The sequence below is a fragment of the Lacticaseibacillus suihuaensis genome (genome assembly GCF_054785075.1).
In genome coordinates this window covers 101,435-124,294 of the sequence record NZ_BAAGBJ010000008.1, presented here as the reverse complement: position 1 = coordinate 124,294, position 22,860 = coordinate 101,435, and the positions used below count along the sequence as shown (strand labels likewise).

Sequence of the window (22,860 nt, the reverse complement as noted above, 5' to 3'; positions counted from 1 at the left end):
CTGGCGTGAACAGCATGGAAATCAAGGCGAAAATCGTGAAGAACTTCTTGTAGTCGAAGTCACGCCGCGAAATCGCGTAGGCGTAAGTCGACGTGAACGTCGAGCTCATGATGGTCCCGACCACCGTGACGATCACCGTCACCAGGAAGGACTTGGCCACCTGGCCCCCCATCCCGGTCAGGTACTCGTACGAGGCAATCGTCCAGTGCTTCGGCCAGAACTGGTACCCGTAAAGGGTGATGTCCGATTCCTTGGTCAAAGACAAGATGATGATGAAGATGAATGGGACCACACAGCTGATGGCGAAGAGCCCCAGGAAAATGTTGAAAAACAGGTTGGTGCCGGCGCTGAACTTACGGATGTCGACCGCGCTGACCACTTTTTTCTTCTTAGCCATGTGATCGCCTCCTAAAACAGTGCCGAATCCGGCTGCAGCTTCCGCACAATCGCGTTAGAACCGAGGATCATGATCGAGCCGACCACCGACTGGATCAGGCCAGTCGCGGTGCTCATGCCGATGTCGTTGGTCGTGGTCAAGGCGCGGTAGACGTAGGTATCGAACGTCTGCGTCACGTTGATCAACGTACCCGAAGCGCGAGGCAGCAGGTAGAACAGCCCGAAGTCCGACCGGAAGATACCGCCGATGTTGATGATCAGCATCAGCGTGGCGATCGGCAGAATGTGCGGCAGCGTGACGTTTTTAATCTGCTGCCACTTGTTGGCCCCGTCCATCATGGCCGCATCGTAGTAGGAAGGATCGATCCCACTGGCGGTGGCGAAGTACAGAATACTGTTGTAGCCGATTCCCTTCCAGACGCCCATGAAGACGATGATGAACGGCCAGACGTAAGGGGTGTTGTAAAAGTCGATGGCGGTGCCGCCTGCCCCGGTGATCATGTGGTTGATGATCCCCTTATCCGCGCTCAGGAACGCGTAGAGGAAGTAGGCCAGAATCGCCCAGGACAGGAAGTACGGGAACAGCATGGAGGTCTGGTAGACCCGCAGAAGCTTCATGTTGCGCATCTGACTCATGACGATCCCGAAGAAAATGGCAAAGAAGAAGTTGAGCAACAGGAAGGTCAAGTTGTAACCCACGGTGTTGCGCAGGACAAGCCCGAAGTCCGCGGACTTGAAGAAGAAAATAAAGTTCTGTAAACCGACCCACGGGCTGTGGAACAAGCTGTATAAGAAGCCCCCGTCCGAGTATTGGAAATTCTGAAACGCGACGACGTTGGCCAAAACGGGAATGTAGAAGAAGATGATCAGGAAAATGGTTCCCGGTGCGACCAGCAGGAAAAACGTGCTGTTCTTCTTCACCTTCGCGATGAAGCCCTTCTTGCTACCCCCGACGACGGCGGACTGTTTCGTCTGCATTGCCATCCCTCCTTTGTGGTTCACGACTACACTATTTAGTATAAAGCGTTTACACGTTTAACGACTTGCCAAATTATGGGTGTTACTTCACAAATTCAATGTTTTAAATAAAAGCAAACGCTTTTCAGTTAGTAAATTAACTTAACAAATATATAGAAGAGCGTTTGCAAACCGCAATCCGTAAAAAGAGACTGGAAGATTCCAGTCCCTTTTCGGAAAGCTTAGTTGTTCGAGCGGAATTCGTCGTACTGCTTTTGGATCTCCGCCTGCACCTTGTCCCAACCGGCGCCCTTGAGCTCGGCGTTCATCTTCTTGATGGCGGCCATCGGCTCAACCGTCCCGGTGTTGATGATGTCGGAGTACTTGCTCATGACGTTGGAGATGTTGGTCATTTCGGTCTTGACGGAAGTGGTGTCCGGCACGAAGCCCAGACCCGCCGACTGCTTGGCAGCAGCAATCTTGGCGTCGCGGTCCTTGATCATCGCGTCGGTCACTTCATCCTTGGTGTAAAGCAGCTTGTTGTTACCGGTCATCCAAGCCCCGTAGTAGGTCTTTTGCTTGTAGCCAGGAAGCGTCTTGATCTTCTCGTTGGCCTTGTCGGTGAATTCCCACTGCTTGCCTTCGATCCCCCAGACCATCGTGTTCAAGATCTTCTTGTTGGTGTTGATGGCGTTGAGGACCTCAACGGCTTCCTTCTTGTGCTTGGAGGACTTGGAAACCACGTACATCGCCATTTGGGCGTCCGAGGTGGACTTGTACGGCTTGGAAATCTGACGCACCGTCACGGTCTTGCCGTTGGTCCGGGCGTTGTTCAAAGCGGTTGCCCCGTAGTCGAATGGGCCGTTGGTCTCGACACGTGCGAACCAAGTGTCCTCAGGCAGGTTGTAGGCCGTGCTGGAGGTCGCTGCGTCCTTTGGGATGTAACCGGCCTGGTACCACTGGTGCAGAGTCTTCAGGTTCTTTTGAAGCGTCGCGGTGCTGTACGGGTTGACCACCTTGGTCGATTCGCCGGTCTGGTCGATCACGAACGGGTAGGCGTTGCTCAGCGGGTACTCGTAGCTGTGCGTCGCGTCAAAGGCCGGGGCGTGGTAGCCCTTACCGATGGCAAACGCCGCGACGCCAGGGTTGGCCTTGTGGAACGCCGCTAGGGCCGGGGTCGCATCCTGCAGCGTGTTAACCTTGGACACGTCGATGTTGTACTTCTTCAGGAACGTGTCGTTGAAGGTCAGCGTCTCCTGGGAGTAAACGTTGGCGTTGGTCGGGAAGCCGTAGATCTTGCCGTTGACCGTGACGCCTTTCCAGTAGGCCGGGTTGATCGCGTCGTAGGCCTTCTTGGCGTACTTCTTCAACAGCGGCGTCAAATCGGTGAACGCGCCTTTTTGTGCGTTGTCGACGTAACTACCGGAAGAAAACGCCAGGTCAAACGAGTCGCCGGAAGTCAGCATCACGTTGAACTTCTGGCCGTAATCGCCCCAAGAGAGCGGCTTGATTGAAAGCGATACGTTCGGGTACTGCTTTTGAATCTCCTTGTTGACGATCTTCATCATGGCCTTGTCGTTGTCCAAGACGTCCCCTGGGCGATACATGGTCACGGTTACCTTGCTGCCGCTGCTAGAACCGGAGCCGTCGCTGCTCTTCTTGCCACATGCCACCAGTGCGAGCGCCGCTGCCGCGGTTCCTGCCAGAGCCAAACCCTTTTGCCACTTTCTCATCACAAATACCTCCTGAACATAATTTGAATGAACCCCAAACAACCAAAACGAATTATGCGGTGACCCGAAAACTCCGGGCTATTCAGCTATGATGGTGCGATGGTAAACCCGCCTGCCGTCGCAGGCAAAGCACGCGTGCAGATTTGTTAACGCTTACATTATAAAGCGCTTTCAAGCACCGTGGACTGGCCAAATTATGGAGATTAGTTGCCAAATTTAAGGTCACAGCGGCGACCTTTGAGCAGTCGGGAGCCAATGCCCAGAAACCAGACTTTGCCCCACGCAAAAAGGCAGGCACCGTGACGGCGCCTGCCTTGGGTTGTGGTCAAATTTTAGGCGAGTAACAGCTCGGCCACGAGCATGCGGTGATCGGACAAGATGGTCGGCACCAGTCGGGCCCCTTGGTAGTTGAGGCTCGGCGACATCATGATGTTGTCGATGCTCATCACCTTCATCGCCTGATCTTGGCCGATGAAGCTATCGTACCAGGCGCGATCGCCGTTCACGCGCCGCAGTGGGTCGAACATGGTCCACTCACTGCGGCTTTGGTCGGTGTTGAAGTCCCCGAACACAACGGCCGGCAGCAAGTCGGCCTGCACCGCCGCCATCAGCACCGCGGCTTGCTGGCGCCGCAGCTGCGGCGTCTCAAAGGACAGGTGGGTGTTATAGACCGCAAGCTTTCGGTCACCGGCCGCAAAGACGCTGCGCTGGTAGACCCGCGGTTCCAGGCCGTGCGTCGGGTAGCTGACCACGCTCGAATCCGTCAGCTGGCCCTTGGCCAACGTCGCAATGCCGTACTCCCCGCCGTCAAGCGGCATCGCCGCGGCGAAGCGGTAGTCGAAGGTCGTACCGGCCAGCAATGCGGCCATGTCGTAATCGGCACGCTTGGTGAAGCGATCGACCTCCTGCAACCCGACCAGGTCCAGCCGTTCGCGCTCGCACAGCCGCGTGATGGCCGTCACGTCCGGTTCGTTGCCACCTGCAATGTTGAATGTTGCCACCCGTAATTTCATTGGTCGCTCCCACTTTCGCTCGGCGCGGTCAAGGCGACCTCGCGGTACTCGCCCGGACTCATGTTGAGCTGTTTTTTGAAGGTCTTGAAGAAGTAGCTGGCGGTTTGGTACCCCACCTCATGGGCGATTTCGTTGACGTCCATTTCGGTCCGTTCCAGCAACTGAATCGCCTGGTTGATGCGGTAGTCGTTGAGGTACTGGGCGACGGTTTGGCCCACCTCTTTTTTGAACTGCTGACCCAGATACACCGGGCTCAGGTGCAGCTCACCGGCGATTTCACCCAGCGTCAGCGGCTCCTTGAAGCGCGACTGGATGATCGCCAGCACCTCGGTGACGTTGCGGGAGTAGCGCTTTTGGGCCGCCTGCGACATCGCCGCGGCCGTCTCCAGCAACACCGTCGTCAAGTCTGCCACCGTCGCCGCGTTGTTGATGCGGCCAAAACTGGCCGAGGTCAGCTCGTAGCTTGGGTGCAGCGCCCGCATGGCCAGCAAAATGATCACGGCCACCTGGCGCGTCAGCTCCACTGAGGCGTCCTCTTGCTCCATCTGATCGAAGCGCCGCTTCAGCCAGTCGGTCAACCCGCTTGGGGTGATGTCGCGTAGCTCGCCTTTGAGCGTGTCCACCGACGGCAGCTTGACGGTTTGGCCCGCCTCCTTGTCCGGCAGCATCACCAGGCCGTTGGCGACCGCGAAAAAGTACCGGCGGTTGATCGCCCATCGCACCCTTTGGTACACATCGGCAATCGCTTGGTGATCCTTGATTACCGGTGACACGATCACCGGCCGCCGGGTCGGGCCGACGCTGTCCGGCAGCTGATCGAGAAACTGGCGGACCTGCATCGTCGTGCCAGTGAACAGCACGATCACGTCTTGGCCCTCCGAGAAGTAGCCGGCCACCTCGCGCTGCGTCGCCAGGTCCTCTTGCAGGGCGGTGCGTTGCAGCGGGTTCAAAATGGCCAGCAGTCGCCACTCGGCCGCCGCCGGCAGGTTCAGCTGCAGGCCCTCTGCCGCGTGGTCGAAGCGGGCCTCTTGGCGGCCGGTCACCAGCTCGCGCGTCAGGGCCTGATGGGCCAGCTGCGCGTTTTGATCCGCGGTGTCGTGCTGAGCCAGCTGGCGCAAGGCCTTTTGCAGGGTCCGGACCAGCTCGTCTGGGTCGATCGGCTTGCGCAAGTAATTGATGGCCCCCTGCTCGAGGCCGGCCTTGACGTAATCAAAATCGCCGTAGCCGGACAGCACGATGATCTGCATGTTCGGCTGCAGCCGCCGGGCCGCGGCCAGGAACTCGGGGCCGGCCATCTCGGGCATGTTCATGTCCGACAGCAAGATGTCAATCGGCTCGTGCTGCAGGTAATTCAACGCGGCCACCGGGTTTTGCTCCGTCTGGACGATGGTCAAACCAAGCGCCTGCCAGTCAATCAGCTTGGGAATCCCGCGAAGGATCATGTATTCATCATCGACAGCCATCACACGTTTCATGAAGAGACTCCTTTCAAAGGGGGTACGGCCCCTTGGTGGGGCCGGCGCAGGATTGCGGTCGCCGTATCCCCGTTGGGCAGGTGCGGCAGGCGCCACGCCGCCTATTTGGCATCCCCTGTCGGCAGCAGCGCCTCTTTGTGGCGCATGGTGCAGGGATCGAACTCGAAGCTGACCACCACGCTGGTGCCGCCTTGGTCATTGCCCTGCAGGCGCATGCGGAAGCTTGGGCCAAAGTAATTGCTCATTCGCGCATACACGTTTTGCAGCCCGATCGACTCGTGCTGGGCGCTGCCCAGGGGCTCAGTCATCCGGACGTTCAGCCGGGCCAAGTCGGCGGGAATCACACCCTTGCCGTTGTCCTTAATCACGATGCGAACCCCGGAGGCCGTACGGGTGGCCTTGATCGAAATCGCGTTGTCGTGGCGCGAAAAGTCAACGCCATGAACGAAGTAGTTCTCGACCAGCGGCTGCAGACTGAACTTGGGCATCTCCAGGTCGCGCAGCGTCGGGTCGATCTCGACCTGGTAGGCCAGGCGATCCGGGAAGCGAACCTGATACAAGTAGATGTACTTTTCGATGAAGGTCAGCTCGGAATCAAGCGTCGCCACCGCGGAGAGGTCCGTGTTGTTGCGCAACAGCGCCGCGAAGCTGTACACCACCCGCGCGAGGTCCGGCTGATCGGCGTCAAGCGCCGCCATGCGAATGTACTCGAGCGTGTTGGACATGAAGTGCGGGTTGATCTGCGCCTGCAGGGCCTTCATGCTGGCCTGCTGCTGGGCCATCTGCAGCTTATAAATCGTGTTGATGTACTGGTTGATGTCATCCAGCATCGTGTTGATGCCCGAAGCCAGCTCCGCAAGGTCGGTGTGCGAGCTGACAATCGGCACCTGCGCGTTGAGGTTGCCCGAACTGACGGCCGACACCGTGGTCACGATGGTGCTCAACTGCCGCTGGTAGCGCAGGAAGGTGATCCATAGCGTGGTGCCGAGCAAGAGCAGCACCATCAGCCCGAGGCCAGCGATTGGCAAAATGTGCCAGATCATCATGTTGGCCAACCCCGAGCGATTGATGGCCACAATCATCGTGGCCTGCTGGTTGACCGTTGCCGCCCCGACCTCGTAAGTGGTGAGCGTGAACTGGCTGTTGCTGTCCAGCTTGTTTTTCTTGAACGCCGCCATCAGGTCGGCCTTTTCACCGGCGGTCACCGAGGAATCGGCGTAATGGGTCAACAGCGCCCCGCGGTCGTTGACCACGAGAATCTGCATGTGGGCCGGGCTTTGGCTCTGGCGCAGCTGGGCAATCAGCCGCGAGTCGTTGAAGGTCAGCCCTAGGGTGCCGGCGGAATCCAGCTGCGAGGAGCTGTTGATCAGCGGCGCGACGAAGGCCCCCGCAGACACCTGAGCCTTGGGCAAAATCTTGCCGGTGCGGTGCTCGCGCGTGGCCATGTAGTGGTTCTTGCCGGAGGTCAAAACCAGTTCGAGCTTGTCCACCTCGTCGTGGTTGATGAAGAAGTTGGAGGCCTGCTGCGGCCAGTTGAAGTAGTTGCCGCCCTTATCCGCCGCGTCCAAGGCGTAGTTGGCATAGGCCGGCACGGACAGGGAAAAATACGCCTCGAGGCTGCTGAGGTTGGACTGATCCGCCCCCAGCTGCCGGGCAAAATCGGTGGTGACCTCTTGGTAGCGCAGCAAGGCGCTGGCCACGCGTTGCCGGGCGTAGGTTTTGGCCTGGCGAATCTGCTGGTTGTAGCTGTCGACGCTGATGATACCGGCGACCACGGTGACGCCGATCACCATCAGGCTCAAAATCAGCGTGTACCACTGCATCAAGCGCTGAAAGTTCGACCGCCGCATCCGCCTAGGCCAGCTGCGCGTCAATCTGCGCGTACCAGCGGCTGGATTGCATGTGCGTCCAGACCACGACCGCCGCGATGCTCAAGAACACGATCAGCCCCATCGCCTTGGCAGTCAAAATGGCAATCACGCCGAGGCCGCCGAAGTACACCAAGAGCTGCAGGAAATTCTGGAAGAACTGAGCGATGGCCAGGCGAAAGGCGTTTTTGAGGCTGATCTCGTAGTGGCTCTCAATCGACAGCGTGAACAACCCGGAGGTCGCACACAGCAGCATCGCAAACATGATGATGAACTGGATGAACAGCATCCAGCCGAACTTCAGCTGCGTCGACAGGTACAGGCTGTAGCCGAGAATGCCAAACACGGCCCCGAACAGCCAAAAGTGCCCGTTGGCCTGCCAAAAATGCGCCTTGAACAGGTGCCAGCTATCCTTGAAGTGGTACTCGCCGAGCTGCCACTCGTTGGCGGCAAACAGCTCCGTGATGGTTCGAAGTGCCGGGCCGACGCCCAGCACCACCAACCCCATGATCGTGAACAGCCAGAATTGGAGGTTCAAAATCAGCATAATGAACACCTTGGTAAACACACTATTAATCCCGCGTCCTAACATCGTACATCGTCCTTTCTCGAACGGACCGGCACGACCGGTCCCATAAGGGTTCATTCTATCACCCGCAGGCGCTGGCGCAACCCCACAATCGGTCTGCACCAATTGTCGGGCCGCCGCACGATTCGCCCCTTGCATTGTATCAAAAATCTAAAAGGCTTACAAAAGTTCCCCGCCCCCTGTCGCCTGGCCACCGCCGCAAAGCGGCGCAATCCGCTCACCGGAGCCCTCGCACTGCCAGCAGCCGCGGCCGTTCGCGGCACAAAAAAGGCACCGCGCCAGGCGCGGTACCTTCTGTTGTGAGCCGGCTGTGGTCCTGACCGATTATCGCGGCCAACCGGCGAGCGGTTGGTTAATGCGAAATGTCGCAGGCGCTGGCGATCTGCATGTACAGGCCGTGGCCGATCGGGCCGCTGGTCCACTTGTCGGCCTCAAGCGCCGGGGCGTGGAGCTCGGCGAGGTCGTCGTTGCCTTCCTCCCACTGGCCCAGCCGCCACAGCACGGTGCGAATCCGGGCGAACTGACCGCCGTAGCGGATGTCCATCACCTCAAAGCCGTTGCCGCGCCGCTCGCTGTGCCATACCGGGCGGTACGCGTCCAGGGCATCGCCGAGCAGGGCCTGGTAAACCTTGAGCTGACCCTTGACCGCGCTGGCGTCGCGCTTAGGCTGATGAATCAGCTGCTGCAGCGCCTTCAGGACCCGCGCCTTTTGGGCCAGGGCCTTGGCCAAGGCGTGGTAGTAGGCGAACAGCGGCCGACTGGTCTCTGTGGTCTGGACCGTTGCCAGCCGAGCGGCCAGCTTGTCGTAATGCGCGGCCAGGTTGAACTTGCCCAGGTTGACCCGGTACTTTTGCAAAAGCAAATCCTCGTACAGCACCAGCTTGCTGGTGTTCTCCCCGGACAGGTTGACCGGGTTGCCCTCGATGTGATCGAACTCATCCAGCAGCATGAAGGCTTCGGCGTCCTCGCCTTGCATCAGTTTGAACTGCTTGGCCAGAAATTCCGGCGTCACGGTGTCGTGGTACTGGTACTCGATGAAGGTCTGAAGCCCCAGCCACGCGGCGGCAAACGGCGTCTCGGCGCCGTCGTCGAACCACATCGTCGCCACGGCCTGGCGAACGCCGGCCTGCTTGGCACCGGTCATGCCCGCGCGAACGGACTGCAGCATTTTCTCCTGGTGCGGCGCCAGGCTCGGCCAGGTCCAAAGCCCACCGGCGTACACCACCGGCTGCTTGAGCTCGAAGTGCTGGGCCAGCCGGGCGGCGTAGGTCTCAACGTCTTCGTGGTAGTAGTCCCAGTAGACCTGCCCGACGTGCGGCATCTGCTTGACGAATTCCGGCGAGAAGTGGACGCTTTCGTCGTACATCGTGTGGGTCGGACTGGCGATGGTGAACCACATGTCGCTCCACATGTAAGGATCCAAGTGCAGCTCATCGCACAGCTTGACGACGGTCTTCAGGTGAGCCTGAATCAGCGTCTGCTGATCGACGAAGCCCTCCTTGATCGGCCGGTTGCCCATGCCCAGGCCGTAAGCCTCGTCCATGCCGATGTGAATCTTGTTGGTCAAAAACGGCGCCGTGGCCGCGTGAAGCAGCTCGCGCAGGAACTTAGTGGTTTCGGGCTTTTCGACCCACAGCACATCCGGCGTGTCCTTGATGGCCTCAAAGGCCTGCCACTTCAGCGCGTTTTGCAGGTGAGCCAACGTCTGAATCGCCGGCACCAGCCGCACCCCGAAGCGGTCGGCAAACACCGCCAGTTCGTGCAAGTCGGCCTGACTGTAGCGGCCGCGCAGGTGACCGAAGTACGGCTCCTCCGGCACTTCGAACACGTCTTCCATGTACATCCAAATTTCGGTGTAGCCCAGGCTCGCCATCCGGACGATCACCTGCTTGAGTCCCGGTACCGACAAGACGCCGTTGCGGGCCAGGTCGATCATCGCCCCGACCTCGTCGAAGGCCGGCGTTTCGTGCAGCTCAAAGCTGGTTTCGCTTTGGGCGTGGCCCAGCCACAGCGTCACGCCGCGCATCAGCTCGTGAACCGTGCCGTACGTGATGGCGCCGGCCGCACCGTCGCGGGTCAGGGTCAACCCGGGCTCACCCGCCTGGACGACGACCTTGGCGTCAACGGCATTGTCGTGGTGCTGGCCGGCGATCAGCGCGACCGCGTCTTGGTACTTGCTTGGAACTCCTTGCCATTCAGTCATGATTTCCTCCTCGTAGACACTACGAAAACCCCAGGCGACAACGCCTGCGGTTCTCGTGGCAATCGGTTACTTGAACAGGTAGGTCCGAATTTCGGCCGGGCGCAGCGCCGCGTCAGCGGCACCGGCCAGCGGCTTGTCGACCAAATCCAGCAGCCCGGCTGCGGTCTGCCCGTTGTGGGTGACCGTCAGCGGCTTGGCCGCCTGGGTCATGTTGAAGCCGCGAACGATCAGGCCGGCCGCGCCTTGCTTGGTGGCGGTGACGGCAAAGGCCGGATCGCTGACGCTCAGGTAGGTGGCCGCCGCCGGCTTGCTGCCAGCGTGAGCGGCGGTTTGCTTGGTGATCACCGGAATCTGATCGGCCCGTGCCGCCTGGTAGGCGGCCAGTTGCGCCGACTCGCTGCCATCGGTGAAGGCCAGTGAGAACTGGGCGGTGAAGTCGCCCTGGCACTGAGCCGCCGGGGTGGCGAAGTAGCCCCAGTCGCCCATTTCACCGATGCAGCGTAGCAGCGTCACGGCGATTTGGTCGCCGGTCGGGCTGACCTCGTACTCGTTGAGGCCGAAGTTGCCGACCACGACCCCGCGCTTGCCGTCATGCACCGTGGCGAAGGCCTGCTGGTGCTGCGGGTTGGTTGGGTTTTGCCAGTTCGGCCCCACCTGGTTGTTGCGGGTGACCACTTCAAAAATCGACTCCGCCTGGTGGGTCGTGGTGGTCAGCCCGGTGGCTACAACGGCCCGAAGCCGGTGGTCCTTGACGGTGTTGTTGCCCGTCACCGTCACGCTGACGCGGTTGTCTTGATCCAGCCGCAGCGTGATGGCCAGCGGCAAGTCGACGTAGTGGTCACCGCGCTTGCTGGTGCGGTTGGTGATGTCGATCACCGCCTGGCGCTCGTAGTCGAGGCTGGCCGCCGCCTGATCCGGCACGGTCAAGGTCAGCGTGAAGTCAAGCTCCTGACCCACGGCCGTCGCCTTGGTGACCACGTCGGACACCTTACCGTCCTTGGACGTGAAGGTCAGCTTATCAGCCGACTGCCGGTAGATGTACTCGTTGCCCATGTCGCCGGTGTCTTCGATCAACAAGGCGTCTTGGTAGCGGTGGCCGGTGGCCAAGTCATCGATGGTGATGCTGTTGTCGGCCTCCAAGACCACGCGCAGCTTGCCGTTTTCAATCGCGTTGGCCGCTTTTGGCTTGGCGATTGCGGCCGCCTCACCTGGCACCACGGCCAGCGTCTGCCAGCCAAAGGCCGGCAGGTCGGCTGCGACCTGGACGTCGACGTACAGGGCCATGAATGGCACCCGGAACGTGCGGTCCGGCAGCTCGTAGTTGAAGCGAACGTGTGGGTTTTGGATCAGGGCCGGCACCGCATCGCCGTTTTGGTCGACCACGGTCAAGGCCGGCAGGTTCTGAGCCAAGGCGTTCAGCTTGTCGTACTGCGCCTTTGGGGCCCCGTCCTTGAACAAGGCGCGTTCCAGCTCGACTTCCACCGTCACCGGCTGGCGCTTGGCGGCGCCGGCGGTGTTCAGCAAAACGAACGGGTGAGCGTCGGCGGCAAAGCTTGCGGTGTCCAGCTGCTGGGCAAAGCGGGTCAGGGCCTGCTCGCTGAGGCTTTCACCGACCTGCTGCGCGGCGTGGAAGCGGGTCATCATGCGTTCGTGAACCGGATCGACGGAGCAGCCGCAGATGCTGTCGTGCGGGTGGTTTTGAAGCAGGAAGTGCCAGGCGTAATCCAGGCGGTCCTGATTCTCGGCGGTGGCGCTGTCGCTCAGGGCCAACAAAGGCTCCACCTGGTCCTCCAAGAGGCGTTCGGTCTTGGTATTGTTTTGCTTCAGGTAAACGCGCGAGCTCGAGGTGTTGGCCAGCGTGTACCAGCCGTCGGTGGCCTGAGACGTCAGCTCGCCGTGAATCGTCGAGAGGTCCTTAGGCAGGTCCTGACGCAGGGCCTCGATGTAGGCCGGGAAGTTGCTGTGAACGAATTCGTAATCCGGGTACAGCTCGTTGGCCACGCGGATGGCCTCGCTGAGATCCAGCTGCACCGGCTGGTGGTCGACCCCGTTCATGAACAGGAGATCTGGCGTCGAGGCGAAGCGCTCGGCGTCTGCCAGGTGCTTGTCCCAGTATGCCTTGGCCTCTGCCCGATCGGTGGGAATCTCGTTGCCGTTAGAGTACCAGTTGGCAAAGAGGATGCCCAAGACCTTGCTGGCGTCTGGGCCTTCCCACCACATTTCGGAGTAGGTGGAGTCAAAGTCACCCGAGCCTCCGACCTGGTTGTTCAGCCCGGTCGGCGTCACGCCGCGGCCGAACGCCACGGTGTCGAGCCCGGCGAGCTTCATCATCTGCGCCGTCTGGCCCATGTTGCCGAAGGTGTCCGGGAAGTAGCCCAACGGCACCGGGGCGTGGCCCCACTTCTGGGAGGCGGCCAGCCCGTACTGGGTGTTGCGAACGTTGGCCTCGGGGCTGATCAGGAAGTCGTCTTGCAGGATGTAAAACGGCCCGATGCGCAGCTTGCCCTTTTGAATCCACTTTTCAAGCTCGGCGCGTTTTTCCGGCCGGACCTTCAGGTAGTCATCCAAGATGATGGTCTGCCCATCCAGGTGGAAGGAGTCGAAGTCCGGATCGGTCTCAAAAAGGTGGAACAGGTCGTCGATCAGGCTGATCAGGCGCATGTGGTGCTTCTCGTACCCCATGTACCACTCGCGATCCCAGTGACTGTGTGAAACGATGAAAACTTTTTTCTTAGCCATACGATTCCTTTCCGACTCTCGTCAGTCTTGTGTGTCGTTAACGTTCTCGCCGAAGTAGTCCATGACCAGCTCGCAAAACATCATGTTGGCCCAAGAGAACCACTCGCGGGTGTACTGCGTCGGGTCCTCGACGTTGTAGCCTTCGTGCATCATCTTGGTGCCGGCGGTGGTGGCCACCAGCGAGTCCAGGATGGCGGCCTTTTCGGCGCGGTCGCCGGAGGTCAGCCCCTCGACGGCCTTGGCGATCGGCCAGATGTACTCGGCCGGCGTGTGCGGTGAGCCCAGCCCCTGGCCGTAGGTGCCGGCGTAGTAGCAAGGGTTCTCCGGCGACAAAATGGTCTTGCGGGTGGCGACGTAGGTCGGATCATCCGCGGCCACGGCGCCCAGGTACGGCAGCGCCAGGAGGTTCGGCACGTTGGCGTCGTCCATCACCAGCTGATTGCCCAGACCGTCGACTTCAAAGGCGTAAATCGACTCACCGGCCTTGTTAGTCGTGGTACCGTAACGCGCGACGCCGGCCTCGATGGCGTTGGCCAAGTAGGTGAAGCGTTCCGCCGGCTGGTGCAGCACTTCCGTGTAGATCTCAGCCAAATGGCGCAGAATCTCGACGGCAAAGAGGTTGCTTGGAATCAGGTAGCCGTAGACGCAGGCGTCGTCGCTTGGGCGGAAGCCGTTCCAGCTCATGCCGGTTTTGGCCACCGGCCGGCCGACGCCATCGATCAGGGTGTCTTCCGGGCGGTCTTCGGTGCGTTCAAAGGCGTAAGGCGAGTGGGCGTGATCCTGCTCGGTGGCGATCACCTGCACCAGCTTTTCGATGGCGACTTCGAAGCCGGCGTTGAAGTGGCTGGTGCGGCCGGTGTTCTTCCAGAACAGGTAAGCCAGCTGCACCGGGTAGCACAAGGAGTCCAGCTCGTACTTGCGCTCCCAGATCCACGGGTTCATCGTGGTTTTGTCGGTTTGGTGACCGGCGTTGTTGGCGGTTTGGTTGAAGGCGTTGGCGTAAGGGTCCATCGCCATGTTGAAGAACTGGCGGTTGATCACCTTTTCGATGGTATCGGCCAGCTCGGGGTCGGTGCGGGCCGGAACCAAGTATGGCCGCATCTGCGCCGTGGAGTCGCGCTGCCACATGGCCGGAATGTCACCGGTCAGAACAAAAATGCGCGACGTGCCGTCTTCGACAAGCGCGTGTTTCAGCGTGTCGGCGAAGGTCAGGGCGAAGGTCTCGGCCCATTCCGGGTGTTCGTTGCCACACAAGGCGACAATCTTATCAATGTAGGCGCTGGCGCCTTTGGTCAAGTAGTCTGTCATTTTTGTGCTCCTTGGTATGTTTTTACACTTGCAATATATCATGTTAGATGAGATTATGGGTGCAAGCGTTCACAAAAATTGAAAAAGTCGGACTATCACGTTATACCAACTGGAGGGCGTCATGACCAAATATCAAGAGCTATTCGATCAGCTTCGCACCGCGATTTTGCGCGGCGAATACGCGCCCGATGCCCTGCTACCAAGCGAGAACGCGCTGGCCATTCGCTACCACGTCAGCCGCATCACCACCAAGCGTGCCTTGAACGAACTGGTCAAGGCAGACCTGATCTACCGCGTACAGGGCAAGGGCAGCTTTGTCAAACCCCATGCGGCCAACCGCTCCCGGACCTTGCTTCTGGTGCTGCCGTTCGCCAACCCCAAAATGGGCGACTACGCAAGCGGCATCACGCAGATGCTGGCCGGCACCACTTGGCGGCTGGAAACCATCACCACGCGCCAGTTCAAGCGGCTGGCGCTAGACACGTTCACCGAGCATTACGCCGGCATGTTCTTTTACCCGCAGGAGCTGGCGGCCGACATGCCAACCCTGATCACTTTGTCTCAACTTCACATCCCCACCGTCGTGTTCGACGAGCCGCCGAGCACCCTGGCCCTGCCCAGCGTCTGCTCGGACAACACGGCCGGCGGCGCCTTGGCCGCCAAGCACCTGCAGTCGCTTGGCCACAAGCGCATCGCCTTTTGCAGCCGGGTACCTTTTTGGCAGGATTGGACTGGCACCGTCGCCGATCGCTTCTTCGGCTACGTGAACGCCTACCAGCCCACCGACCTGATGCCAACCCAGCAGCTGCTGTGGGCCGAGGCGCTGAGCACCTTCGCTTCCGTCGCCGAAACCGCGGCCTACCTCAAGCACGAACACATCACGGCCTTGATCATGGGCAACGACGTCGAGGCGATTAAGGTCGCGCGGGAGCTTCAGGGTCGCGGCTGGCAGCTGCCCTTAGACCTGTCGATTGTCGGCTTCGATGACATCGAGCTGGCGGCGACCAACTCGCCGTCTTTGACCACCCTGACCCAAGACTTCACGGAAATGGGTCGCCAGGCGGTCGACCTGATGCTGTCTCAGATCAACGACCCGCAAAAAGGCCTGGCCAAGCGCGTCACCGTGCCGGTCAAGCTGGTTGCCCGCGACTCGACGGCCGCCCCGGCCACGCCGCGTTGACCCAAGCTGTCGCAACTTGTCCCGTCACTCACTATTTTGGAGGTTTCCGAAATGAATCCCGAATCCATTGACACCCGCATCGGCACCCAAAGCACCTACACCTTCTCGCACGGCAACACCCTCCCCTTAACCGGCGTGCCGTTTGGCATGAACTACCTGGCGGTTCAGACCACCTTAGACGACACCAGCTGGTGGTTCGACCCGACCGCCAAAAGCTTCGCCGGCGTTCGCTTGACCCACCAGCCAAGCCCCTGGGTCGGCGATTACAGCAGCCTGTTGTTCACCCCGCTGGCCACGCCTGACGCCGACTACTTGGGTACCTACGACCCCACGACTGCGACCTTTGCGCCGCACGAGCTGGCCGTGTTCGCCCAGGAGGCCCAAGTGGCGCTTCGCGCAACGGCCACCCGCTACGGCGGTGCCTTGCAGCTGAGCGGCCCAACGCCCCTGCTTCAAATCAGCGCCAAGGGCCTGCGGGTGCTGGCACATGATGGCGACCGGCTGGACCTTGCCGTGACCAATTTCGCCGCCAGCGAGGATCCAAACTTCACCATGTTCGTCAGCCTGCAGCTGCCGGCTGGCACGACGGTCACGCCGCTGGCAACGGCGGCCGGCAAGGGGGCCCTGGTGCTTGCACTGCCCGAGGCGGGGACCGTCACCTTCGCCACCTCGTTCATCGACGCCGCCCAGGCCACCGTCAACCTGGCGCCGCTGGCCGCGACCGACTACAACGCGCTGGTCGCGCAGGTCAAGGCCGCCTGGGCCAAGAAGTTGGCGCAAGTAGAAGTGACGGATCACGACCCGGCTCACGTCGCCTTGTTCTACCACAATTTGTACCGGGCCTCGCTGTTTCCCATGACGTTTTACGAGCTGAGCGCAAGCGGCGACGAGATTCACTACGACACCACCGCCAAAACGGTGCGGCCGGGCAAGCTGTACACCAACAACGGCTTTTGGGACACCTACAAGACCCTCTTTCCGCTGCTGTCCCTGCTGGACCCGCAGCTTTACGCCGACATGCTCGAGGGCTTTTACAACGCGTATCTGGAAACCGGCTTCCTGCCGCGCTGGCTGTCCCCTGACGAACGCGGCATGATGCCCGGCACGATGGTCGATGCGGTGATCGCAGACGCCGCGGTCAAGGGCATCGCCAAGCCGCTGATGCCTAAGCTCCTGGCGGCGATGCAACAAGGCGCCACCACCGTCTCCAAGGACGTCAAGTACGGCCGCGAAGGGCTGGCCGAGTACCTGAAGCTGGGCTACGTGCCGGCCGACATCGGCGAATCCGTCAACAAGACGCTGGATTACGCCTACTCCGACTGGCTGATCTCGGTGGTCGCCGGAACGCTTGGTGAAACCACCCTGCAGGCCGAGTACCAAAAGAAGAGCCAAAACTGGCGCAACGTGTTTGACCCAAGCGTCAAGCTGATGCGGGCCAAGGACCGCAGCGGCCAGTTCGTCAAGGACTTCACCCCGATTGCCTGGGGCAACGGCTACACGGAAGGCTCCGCTTGGCAAAACAGCTTCGCCGTCTACCAAGACATTCCGGGGCTGATTGAGGCGACCGGCGGCAAGGACGCCTTCGTCGCTCACCTGCACCACATGGTCAACCAGCCGGCCAACTTCCTGACTGGCAGCTACGGCCAGACCATCCACGAAATGCGGGAGCTGGCCGCGCAACCGTTCGGGCAGATTGCCATCTCCAACCAGCCGAGCTTCCATCTGCCGTACCTGTTCACACTGGCCGGCGATTCCGCCTCGACCGAGGTGCTGGTTCGCACCATGCTGACCACCGCCTTTTCGGCCAAGCCCGACGGCTACCCCGGTGACGAGGACAATGGTTCGATGAGCAGCTGGGTGTTGTTCTCCGCGCTGGGCTTTTACCCAGTCACCCCGGGCTCCGGTCAGTACGTGCTGGGGGCGCCGCTGTTGGACGACGTCGTGTTGCACCTGCCAGAAGGCGACCTGCACGTGACGGCGGCTAACAACCGCCCGGGCTTCAACTTCGTCGGCAACCGCACCTTCAACGGTAAGCCGCTGGGCAATCAGATCGACCACGCAACGCTTGCTTTGGGCGGGACCCTTGCAAGCGAGCTGCAGCTGTTGCCACACGACCGCCAGTAACCCGACCACGTCAAAAACGGCCACCGGAAAATTCCGGTGGTCGTTTTTGATATGCTCACATGTTCTGCGAGATACCGCAGGCCGAGATGATCTGGATGTAGCGACCGCGACCGGTCGGGCCGCTGGTGTACTTGTCCATCTCAAGCACCGGTGCCTGCAGCTCCTCGAGGTCATCCTCGCCGCGGCCCCAGGCCGCCAGCCGCCAAAGCGTGGTGTCGACGCGCCCAATCAGCCCGTTGAGGCGCAGGTCCATGATTTCAAAGCCCTGGCCGCGCCGCTCGGCATGCCACAGCTCACGAAACTCGGCCACGGTGACCGTCAGTGCCGCCTTTAGGGTATTCAAGGTGGCGGTGACCCGCGGCAGTGCGGCCGCGCCTCGCTCAAGCAGCGTCTGCAGCTCGCTCAAGGCGGTGGCCTTGACGCTCAGCAGGTGGGCCAGATGCGCGTAGTAGGTGAACATCGGGGCATCGGCGGCGGTCACGGTCGCCGCAGCAAGCGCCGTGGCCAGCCGGGCGTAATAGCTCGCGTAGTCGAAGCCGGCGAGGTTTTGGCGGTAGCGCTGCAGCAGCAGGTCCTCGTAAAGCAGAATCTTGCCCGGGTCATCGATGGTCATGTTGGCGCCTTCCGCCAGCTGGTTTTCAAACTGGTCTAGCAACATGTAGGCCGCCTCATCTCGACCTTGCATCAGGGCGAACTGACTGGCCGCCCAGGCGTCTGAGACGACGTCGTGGTACTGGTACTCCGCGAAGGTCTGAAGGCCCAGCCACGCGGCTCTGAGCGGCACCTCGGAGCCGTCGTCGCCCCACATCGTGGTCACGACATCTTGAATTCCGGCCTTGGCCGCGGCGGCCATGCCGGCGCGAAGCGTCACCTGCATGGTTTTCATGGTCGGGGCCAGGCCGTTCCAGGTCCAGATGCCGCTGGCAAAAATCACCCGCTGGTGCAGCTTGGCATGAAGCTCAAACATCCGGTCGTAAGGCGCCTCTTGATTGTGGTAGTAATCCCAGTAAACCTGCGCCACCGGCGGAATCGAGGCCACCAGTTCCTTGGAGAACCCGGTGTCCGGGTCGTACAGCCGGTGCTGTCGGCTGGCCATCTTGAACCACATGTCGCTCCACATCGCCGGGTGCAACCCAAGCTCGTCGCACAGCCCCACCACGGTTTTGAGGTGGGCCACCATCAGGTCTTCTTGCGGAATCAGGCCGCGGTCGCGCAGCAGCTGCCCCCGCCCGAGGTTGTAGGCCTCGTCCATGCCGATGTGAATCTTCTTGGTCAAAAACGGGGCGCTGGCCGCCCGCAGCAGGTTGCGCAAGAAGGCGGTGGTCTCCGGCTTTTGCACGTACAGGCAGTCCGGCGCGTCCATCACGTCATCAAAGGCCCGCCACTTGAACAAGTTGCGCAGATGCGCCAGCGTCTGAATCGCCGGCACCAGGGTCAGCCCCACCGCATCGGCGAAAAGCGCCAGCTCGTGCAGGTCGGCCTGACTGTAACGGCCGCGCTGGTGGCCAAAGTACGGCTCCTCCGGAATCTCAAAACAATCCTCCATGTACAGCCAAACCTCGGTGTAGCCCAGGCTGGCCAGCCGCACGAAGGTGTCCTTGAGCGTCTGCACCTTCGGCACCGCGTTACGCGCGACGTCGATCATCACCCCGACCGTCTGGTAATGGGCCCGCTCGGTCAGCGTGAAGGCGTCTTGCCTCCGCGCGTGGCCCAGCCACAGCGTCACCGCCCGCATCAAGTCGCTTGGGCTGTCGTAGGTGATCATGCCGTCTGCCCCGTCGCGTTCGACGGTCAACCCCGGTGTCGCCTGCTTGGCCACCTTGACCGTGGCCACCAGCTCAACGTCTGGCTGCTGCGACGCGACCCGGGCGAGGCCGGCCCGGTATTTTTCAGGAACTCCCTGCCATGTGATACTCATGTTTGTCCTCCCGTCCTCACCCAAGCCGCAACACGCACAGCGCATTGTAGGCATTGAGCACAATCACTAACCCGATGGCGCCGCGGTACAGCACGGTCACGCGCGACGCGTTGAAGCGCTTACTTAATTGAGCGCCCAAAAGGCCGCCCAAGGCAGCGGTGGGCACAATCACCCACAGCGCCGCGAGGTCGAACTGCCAAAGCTGCCCCCAGACGATCACCTGCAGCAGCTTGGCCAGCTGCGAAAACAAAATGGTCTGAAGCGACCAGCCGGCGGCCTGCTTGATGCCGACGCCGGCCACCGCCATGAACAAGGCGACGTTAATCGGACCACCGCCGATGCCCATCAAGGTCGCAAGCGCCCCAGAAAGCACTGCGACTCCGGCCACGGCCCAAGGCCCGGCCGCATTCCCCGAGTGCTTGGGCGAAAGCGAGTAGGCCAAGGCCAGCACCAGCGACAGAATCGTCAGCCCGGCTTGCAGCTGAAGCACCGCGTGGCTGGGCCATGCGGCCAACAGCGCGTTGAGGCCCCAGTCCCCGATCAGGCCGCCGACCACGGCGCCGAGCCCCAGCGGCACGGCGACGCCGGCGCCGGTGCTTGCCCGCCTTCGCCAGGTCGCCACGGCGGCCATGGTCAACACCGCCACGCTCGAGAAGAAATTGATTTGAACCAGCGGATGGGCCCCGATGGCATCAAGCAGCGGCTTGATTAACACGCCGCCGCCCATCCCCACCACGGCGCCCAAGACGTTGGCGGCGAGGATGATGACGGCGTAAAGCAGGTAGATGACAGGCATTGGCGGCTCCTTTCGAACTGGGAAGGGGGCAACTCGTCTGCGGCGTGGCGCCACCAGAAGCGGTCGGTCAGGCCTGGTTCGGCTTGGCCGGGCCCAGGGTCAGCCGGGCGAAGACCATGGCGAGGCTCACCGCCAGGCCCAGCGGCAAAATCGCCGAGTAATCCAAGTGGCTGACCTCAATCAGCATAAACATCGCCATGAACGGCGCCTGCTGGGAGGCCGCCAGAAGCGCCGCGGCCCCGATCACCGCCAGCTGCCACACCAGGCCCAGCGACCCGCCGAAGCTCAGCGCGATCACCGCCCCCAACGTCGCCCCGATGGCAATCGACGGCGTCAAGGTGCCGCCGGCCGCCCCGGCTCGCAGCGTGGCCACGGTGACCAGGCCCTTCAGCACGGCCCCGAGCAGCAGCAGCGGAATCAGCCGGGCGGCGTCGGCCTGCATCACGGTTTGGGCCAAGGCGCGGCCGTTGCCCATGATCTGCGGAAAACCGATGGCGATGGCGCCGGTCAAAGCCGCCACCAGCGGCAGCTGCCACAGAATGTGGCGGCCGCGGGTCGCATGGGCCCCGGCCCACTTGAACGCGCGGCGGAACCACCCGCCGATGGCGCCGCAGATCGGCGCGATGATCAAAACCGCCAGCACCGTTTTGGGGGCGAACGGCGCTGGGCCGACCAGGTAGTACGGACGAAACCCCTTCAGAAGCGACCCCACCAGCATCGCGATCACGGACATGGTGAAGCTGACCACCACAGTCCGCTTGCTAACCTTGTGCAGCAGGATCTCGACGGCAAACATCGTGCCGGTCAACGGCGCGATGTAGACACCGGCAAAGCCGGCGCCGGCCGCGGCGGCGACCAAGAGCTTGCGATCGGCTTCTGAAAAGCGCAGGCCGTGTCGCGCCAAGAAGCGCTGCCAGGCCTGGGCCAGCATCGCGGCCAGCTCGCGCGGCGCCAGCTCACGGCCGACCGAGCCGCCGGCCCCGACGTACAGAATTTGGGTGAAGTCATGCACCAAGGTGGTCCACACCGGCATCCGCTGCCCGGCGATGCCGGCCGAAATCGCGACGGTCGGGCGCATGAAGCGGTGCAGCCCGTACCAGATGATGGCCGCGGCAATCCCGCCGCCAAGCACCGCCCCCACCTGCTGCAGCGGGGTCAGCCCGGTGGCGAAGGGATGGGCCGCCGACTCCTGGAAGTGCAGGAACAGCTGCTCGATCACATCGAGAAAAACGCTGAGGATCACCGCCCCCAGGCCGGCCACCACTCCCAAAACCAGCGTCGAGGCCGCCAACACAATATTTTCACGTCGTTTTTCCAATGTAATGCCTTCCTATCTACGGTCCGTGCCCGTTCATTAATTCTGCGCAGAACCGCGCATGATGCTTTCATTGTCTCATGGATTGCGCCGCAGCACTACCCCACTCAGACCTGCGCCGGCACCGCTGGCTGGGCCGTGGCGGCCAGGCCCATGATGGCCTGGGCGTCGGGCAGCACGGTTTCAAGCACCGTACGGTAGCCGCAGTAGCGGTTGGACTTGGCGACGTACATCGCGTCTTTCATGCGCTTGCAGCCACCGCAGCACATTTTCTTGAACGGACAAGTGTCGCAGTAGGTCGGCAGCTCGCGCTTGTTTTGCAGCCAGTCAAAGGCCAGGGGCTGCTCGAACAGCTCGCGCAGCGTCTGCTTTTGGATGTAGCCCAGCCGGTACTTGTCCAAGGCGTAAAAGTCGCAGGGGTATACCGACCCGTCGGCCTCGATCACGTACTGGATCTGGCACTGGCCGGCCAGACCACACGCCGTGACCTGCCCCTTGACGAACAGGTTCAACACGTCGTCGAACAGCTTGATGCTGCGGTACTTGCCGGCCTTGAGCTCCTGCAGCCACAGGGGAAACAGCTGCTGGTAGAAGCTGCCGAACCGCTCGGGGGTCAAGGCGAAGTCGCTTTTTTCGGTTGCGTCCAGGTCGTCCAAGCACGGAATGAACTGGACAAACTCGATGTTTTGATCTTGGAAGAACTTGTAGACCTTCTGCGGGTGCTTGGCCAGCTCGTTGGTCAACACGCAGAGAATGTTGTACTGAATCCCGTATTCGTCGAACAGCTCCTTGGTCTTCAACACGCGCCAAAACGTGCCGCGGCCGTGGGTGTCGACCCGGTTGAGGTCGTGATAAATCGGGCCGCCGTCGATCGACAGCCCGACCAGGAAGTGGTTGTCGCGCAACAGCGGCATCCACAGCTTGGAGATGATGGTGCCGTTGGTCTGAATCGCGTAATGCACCGTCACCTGCTTGGGCTGCTGGTTGATGACGGCGATGAAGTGCTCGAAGTAGCCGAGTCCGGCCAAGGTCGGCTCGCCGCCTTGAAAGGCGATCGACAGCTCGTCGCCGTCGTTCAGGTCCCGGTAGATGTTGGGAATCATCTCATCGACCACCGCCTGCTTCATCTTGCCGTAGGAACGCACCTCACGAATGCTTGAGATGTTGGCGTAAAAGCAGTACTTGCAGCGCAGGTTGCACAGCGCCGAGGCGGGTTTAATCAGTATGTTGACCGTTTTTTTCATGA

Annotated in this window: 16 protein-coding genes; 2 read left to right on the top strand and 14 right to left on the bottom strand. The window is 61.3% G+C overall.

What is annotated here, in order from left to right:
• The 10 genes from ACYVRZ_RS08750 to ACYVRZ_RS08705 form a co-directional block, all read right to left on the bottom strand.
• On the bottom strand, nucleotides 1-397 hold a 397-nt coding region (locus tag ACYVRZ_RS08750; RefSeq protein WP_461226236.1), incomplete at its 3' end, for an ABC transporter permease family protein.
• Nucleotides 398-408: 11 nt separating this feature from the next.
• Nucleotides 409-1,374 carry an ABC transporter permease gene (locus tag ACYVRZ_RS08745; protein ID WP_461226235.1) on the bottom strand — a complete coding sequence of 322 codons (966 nt, stop codon included), beginning with the start codon at nucleotides 1,372-1,374 and terminating at the stop codon, nucleotides 409-411.
• A 221-nt stretch (nucleotides 1,375-1,595) separates the two neighbouring features.
• Complete coding sequence (locus ACYVRZ_RS08740) at nucleotides 1,596-3,086, bottom strand: ABC transporter substrate-binding protein (RefSeq protein ID WP_461226234.1); 1,491 nt, start codon at nucleotides 3,084-3,086, stop codon at nucleotides 1,596-1,598.
• Between the two features lie 332 nt (nucleotides 3,087-3,418).
• On the bottom strand, nucleotides 3,419-4,099 hold the full coding sequence (locus ACYVRZ_RS08735) for an endonuclease/exonuclease/phosphatase family protein (RefSeq protein ID WP_461226233.1): 681 nt from the start codon (nucleotides 4,097-4,099) through the stop codon (nucleotides 3,419-3,421).
• Nucleotides 4,096-5,574 (bottom strand): response regulator transcription factor, encoded by a 1,479-nt coding sequence (locus ACYVRZ_RS08730; RefSeq protein WP_461226232.1) that lies wholly within the window; start codon nucleotides 5,572-5,574, stop codon nucleotides 4,096-4,098. Before ACYVRZ_RS08730 ends, ACYVRZ_RS08735 begins: the two co-directional genes overlap by 4 nt.
• Nucleotides 5,575-5,675: 101 nt before the next feature.
• A complete protein-coding gene (locus tag ACYVRZ_RS08725) occupies nucleotides 5,676-7,397 on the bottom strand; it encodes a sensor histidine kinase (protein ID WP_461226239.1) in 1,722 nt (573 codons plus the stop codon).
• 31 nt (nucleotides 7,398-7,428) lie between these two features.
• Nucleotides 7,429-8,034, bottom strand: coding sequence for a YesL family protein (locus ACYVRZ_RS08720; protein WP_461226231.1), 606 nt, complete (start codon nucleotides 8,032-8,034; stop codon nucleotides 7,429-7,431).
• Nucleotides 8,035-8,383: 349 nt separating this feature from the next.
• Nucleotides 8,384-10,234 carry a family 20 glycosylhydrolase gene (locus tag ACYVRZ_RS08715; protein ID WP_461226230.1) on the bottom strand — a complete coding sequence of 617 codons (1,851 nt, stop codon included), beginning with the start codon at nucleotides 10,232-10,234 and terminating at the stop codon, nucleotides 8,384-8,386.
• Nucleotides 10,235-10,300: 66 nt separating this feature from the next.
• Nucleotides 10,301-12,973 (bottom strand): alpha-mannosidase, encoded by a 2,673-nt coding sequence (locus ACYVRZ_RS08710; protein ID WP_461226229.1) that lies wholly within the window; start codon nucleotides 12,971-12,973, stop codon nucleotides 10,301-10,303.
• A gap of 21 nt (nucleotides 12,974-12,994) precedes the next feature.
• Complete coding sequence (locus tag ACYVRZ_RS08705; RefSeq protein WP_461226228.1) at nucleotides 12,995-14,281, bottom strand: glycoside hydrolase family 125 protein; 1,287 nt, start codon at nucleotides 14,279-14,281, stop codon at nucleotides 12,995-12,997.
• Between the two features lie 121 nt (nucleotides 14,282-14,402).
• On the opposite strand from ACYVRZ_RS08705, the gene ACYVRZ_RS08700 reads away from it, so the two are divergent.
• Both ACYVRZ_RS08700 and ACYVRZ_RS08695 read left to right on the top strand, forming a co-directional pair.
• Nucleotides 14,403-15,461, top strand: a complete 1,059-nt coding sequence (locus ACYVRZ_RS08700; protein ID WP_461226227.1) for a GntR family transcriptional regulator — start codon at nucleotides 14,403-14,405, stop codon at nucleotides 15,459-15,461.
• A gap of 51 nt (nucleotides 15,462-15,512) precedes the next feature.
• Nucleotides 15,513-17,585: a GH92 family glycosyl hydrolase gene (locus ACYVRZ_RS08695; RefSeq protein ID WP_461226226.1), complete on the top strand. Its 2,073-nt coding sequence runs from the start codon at nucleotides 15,513-15,515 to the stop codon at nucleotides 17,583-17,585.
• A gap of 55 nt (nucleotides 17,586-17,640) precedes the next feature.
• Here ACYVRZ_RS08695 and ACYVRZ_RS08690 read toward each other — a convergent pair whose 3' ends face one another.
• From ACYVRZ_RS08690 to ACYVRZ_RS08675, 4 genes are all read right to left on the bottom strand, one after another.
• A complete protein-coding gene (locus tag ACYVRZ_RS08690) occupies nucleotides 17,641-19,503 on the bottom strand; it encodes a beta-N-acetylhexosaminidase (protein WP_461226225.1) in 1,863 nt (620 codons plus the stop codon).
• Nucleotides 19,504-19,519: 16 nt separating this feature from the next.
• Complete coding sequence (locus ACYVRZ_RS08685) at nucleotides 19,520-20,299, bottom strand: sulfite exporter TauE/SafE family protein (protein ID WP_461226224.1); 780 nt, start codon at nucleotides 20,297-20,299, stop codon at nucleotides 19,520-19,522.
• Between the two features lie 67 nt (nucleotides 20,300-20,366).
• Nucleotides 20,367-21,617: a chloride channel protein gene (locus tag ACYVRZ_RS08680; protein WP_461226223.1), complete on the bottom strand. Its 1,251-nt coding sequence runs from the start codon at nucleotides 21,615-21,617 to the stop codon at nucleotides 20,367-20,369.
• A gap of 104 nt (nucleotides 21,618-21,721) precedes the next feature.
• On the bottom strand, nucleotides 21,722-22,858 hold the full coding sequence (locus ACYVRZ_RS08675) for an SPASM domain-containing protein (protein WP_461226222.1): 1,137 nt from the start codon (nucleotides 22,856-22,858) through the stop codon (nucleotides 21,722-21,724).
• Between the last annotated feature and the right edge of the window lie 2 nt (nucleotides 22,859-22,860).

Excerpts from the sequence above, each read along its gene's own strand:
- ACYVRZ_RS08735 (WP_461226233.1), bottom strand. The coding sequence starts at position 4,099 with ATGAAATTACGGGTGGCAACATTCAACATTGCAGGTGGCAACGAACCG.
- ACYVRZ_RS08745 (WP_461226235.1), bottom strand. The coding sequence starts at position 1,374 with ATGCAGACGAAACAGTCCGCCGTCGTCGGGGGTAGCAAGAAGGGCTTC.
- ACYVRZ_RS08715 (WP_461226230.1), bottom strand. The coding sequence starts at position 10,234 with ATGACTGAATGGCAAGGAGTTCCAAGCAAGTACCAAGACGCGGTCGCG.
- ACYVRZ_RS08720 (WP_461226231.1), bottom strand. The coding sequence starts at position 8,034 with ATGTTAGGACGCGGGATTAATAGTGTGTTTACCAAGGTGTTCATTATG.
- ACYVRZ_RS08705 (WP_461226228.1), bottom strand. The coding sequence starts at position 14,281 with ATGACAGACTACTTGACCAAAGGCGCCAGCGCCTACATTGATAAGATT.
- ACYVRZ_RS08700 (WP_461226227.1), top strand. The coding sequence starts at position 14,403 with ATGACCAAATATCAAGAGCTATTCGATCAGCTTCGCACCGCGATTTTG.
- ACYVRZ_RS08725 (WP_461226239.1), bottom strand. The coding sequence starts at position 7,397 with ATGCAGTGGTACACGCTGATTTTGAGCCTGATGGTGATCGGCGTCACC.
- ACYVRZ_RS08695 (WP_461226226.1), top strand. The coding sequence starts at position 15,513 with ATGAATCCCGAATCCATTGACACCCGCATCGGCACCCAAAGCACCTAC.
- ACYVRZ_RS08730 (WP_461226232.1), bottom strand. The coding sequence starts at position 5,574 with ATGAAACGTGTGATGGCTGTCGATGATGAATACATGATCCTTCGCGGG.
- ACYVRZ_RS08685 (WP_461226224.1), bottom strand. The coding sequence starts at position 20,299 with ATGCCTGTCATCTACCTGCTTTACGCCGTCATCATCCTCGCCGCCAAC.
- ACYVRZ_RS08710 (WP_461226229.1), bottom strand. The coding sequence starts at position 12,973 with ATGGCTAAGAAAAAAGTTTTCATCGTTTCACACAGTCACTGGGATCGC.
- ACYVRZ_RS08690 (WP_461226225.1), bottom strand. The coding sequence starts at position 19,503 with ATGAGTATCACATGGCAGGGAGTTCCTGAAAAATACCGGGCCGGCCTC.
- ACYVRZ_RS08675 (WP_461226222.1), bottom strand. The coding sequence starts at position 22,858 with ATGAAAAAAACGGTCAACATACTGATTAAACCCGCCTCGGCGCTGTGC.
- ACYVRZ_RS08740 (WP_461226234.1), bottom strand. The coding sequence starts at position 3,086 with ATGAGAAAGTGGCAAAAGGGTTTGGCTCTGGCAGGAACCGCGGCAGCG.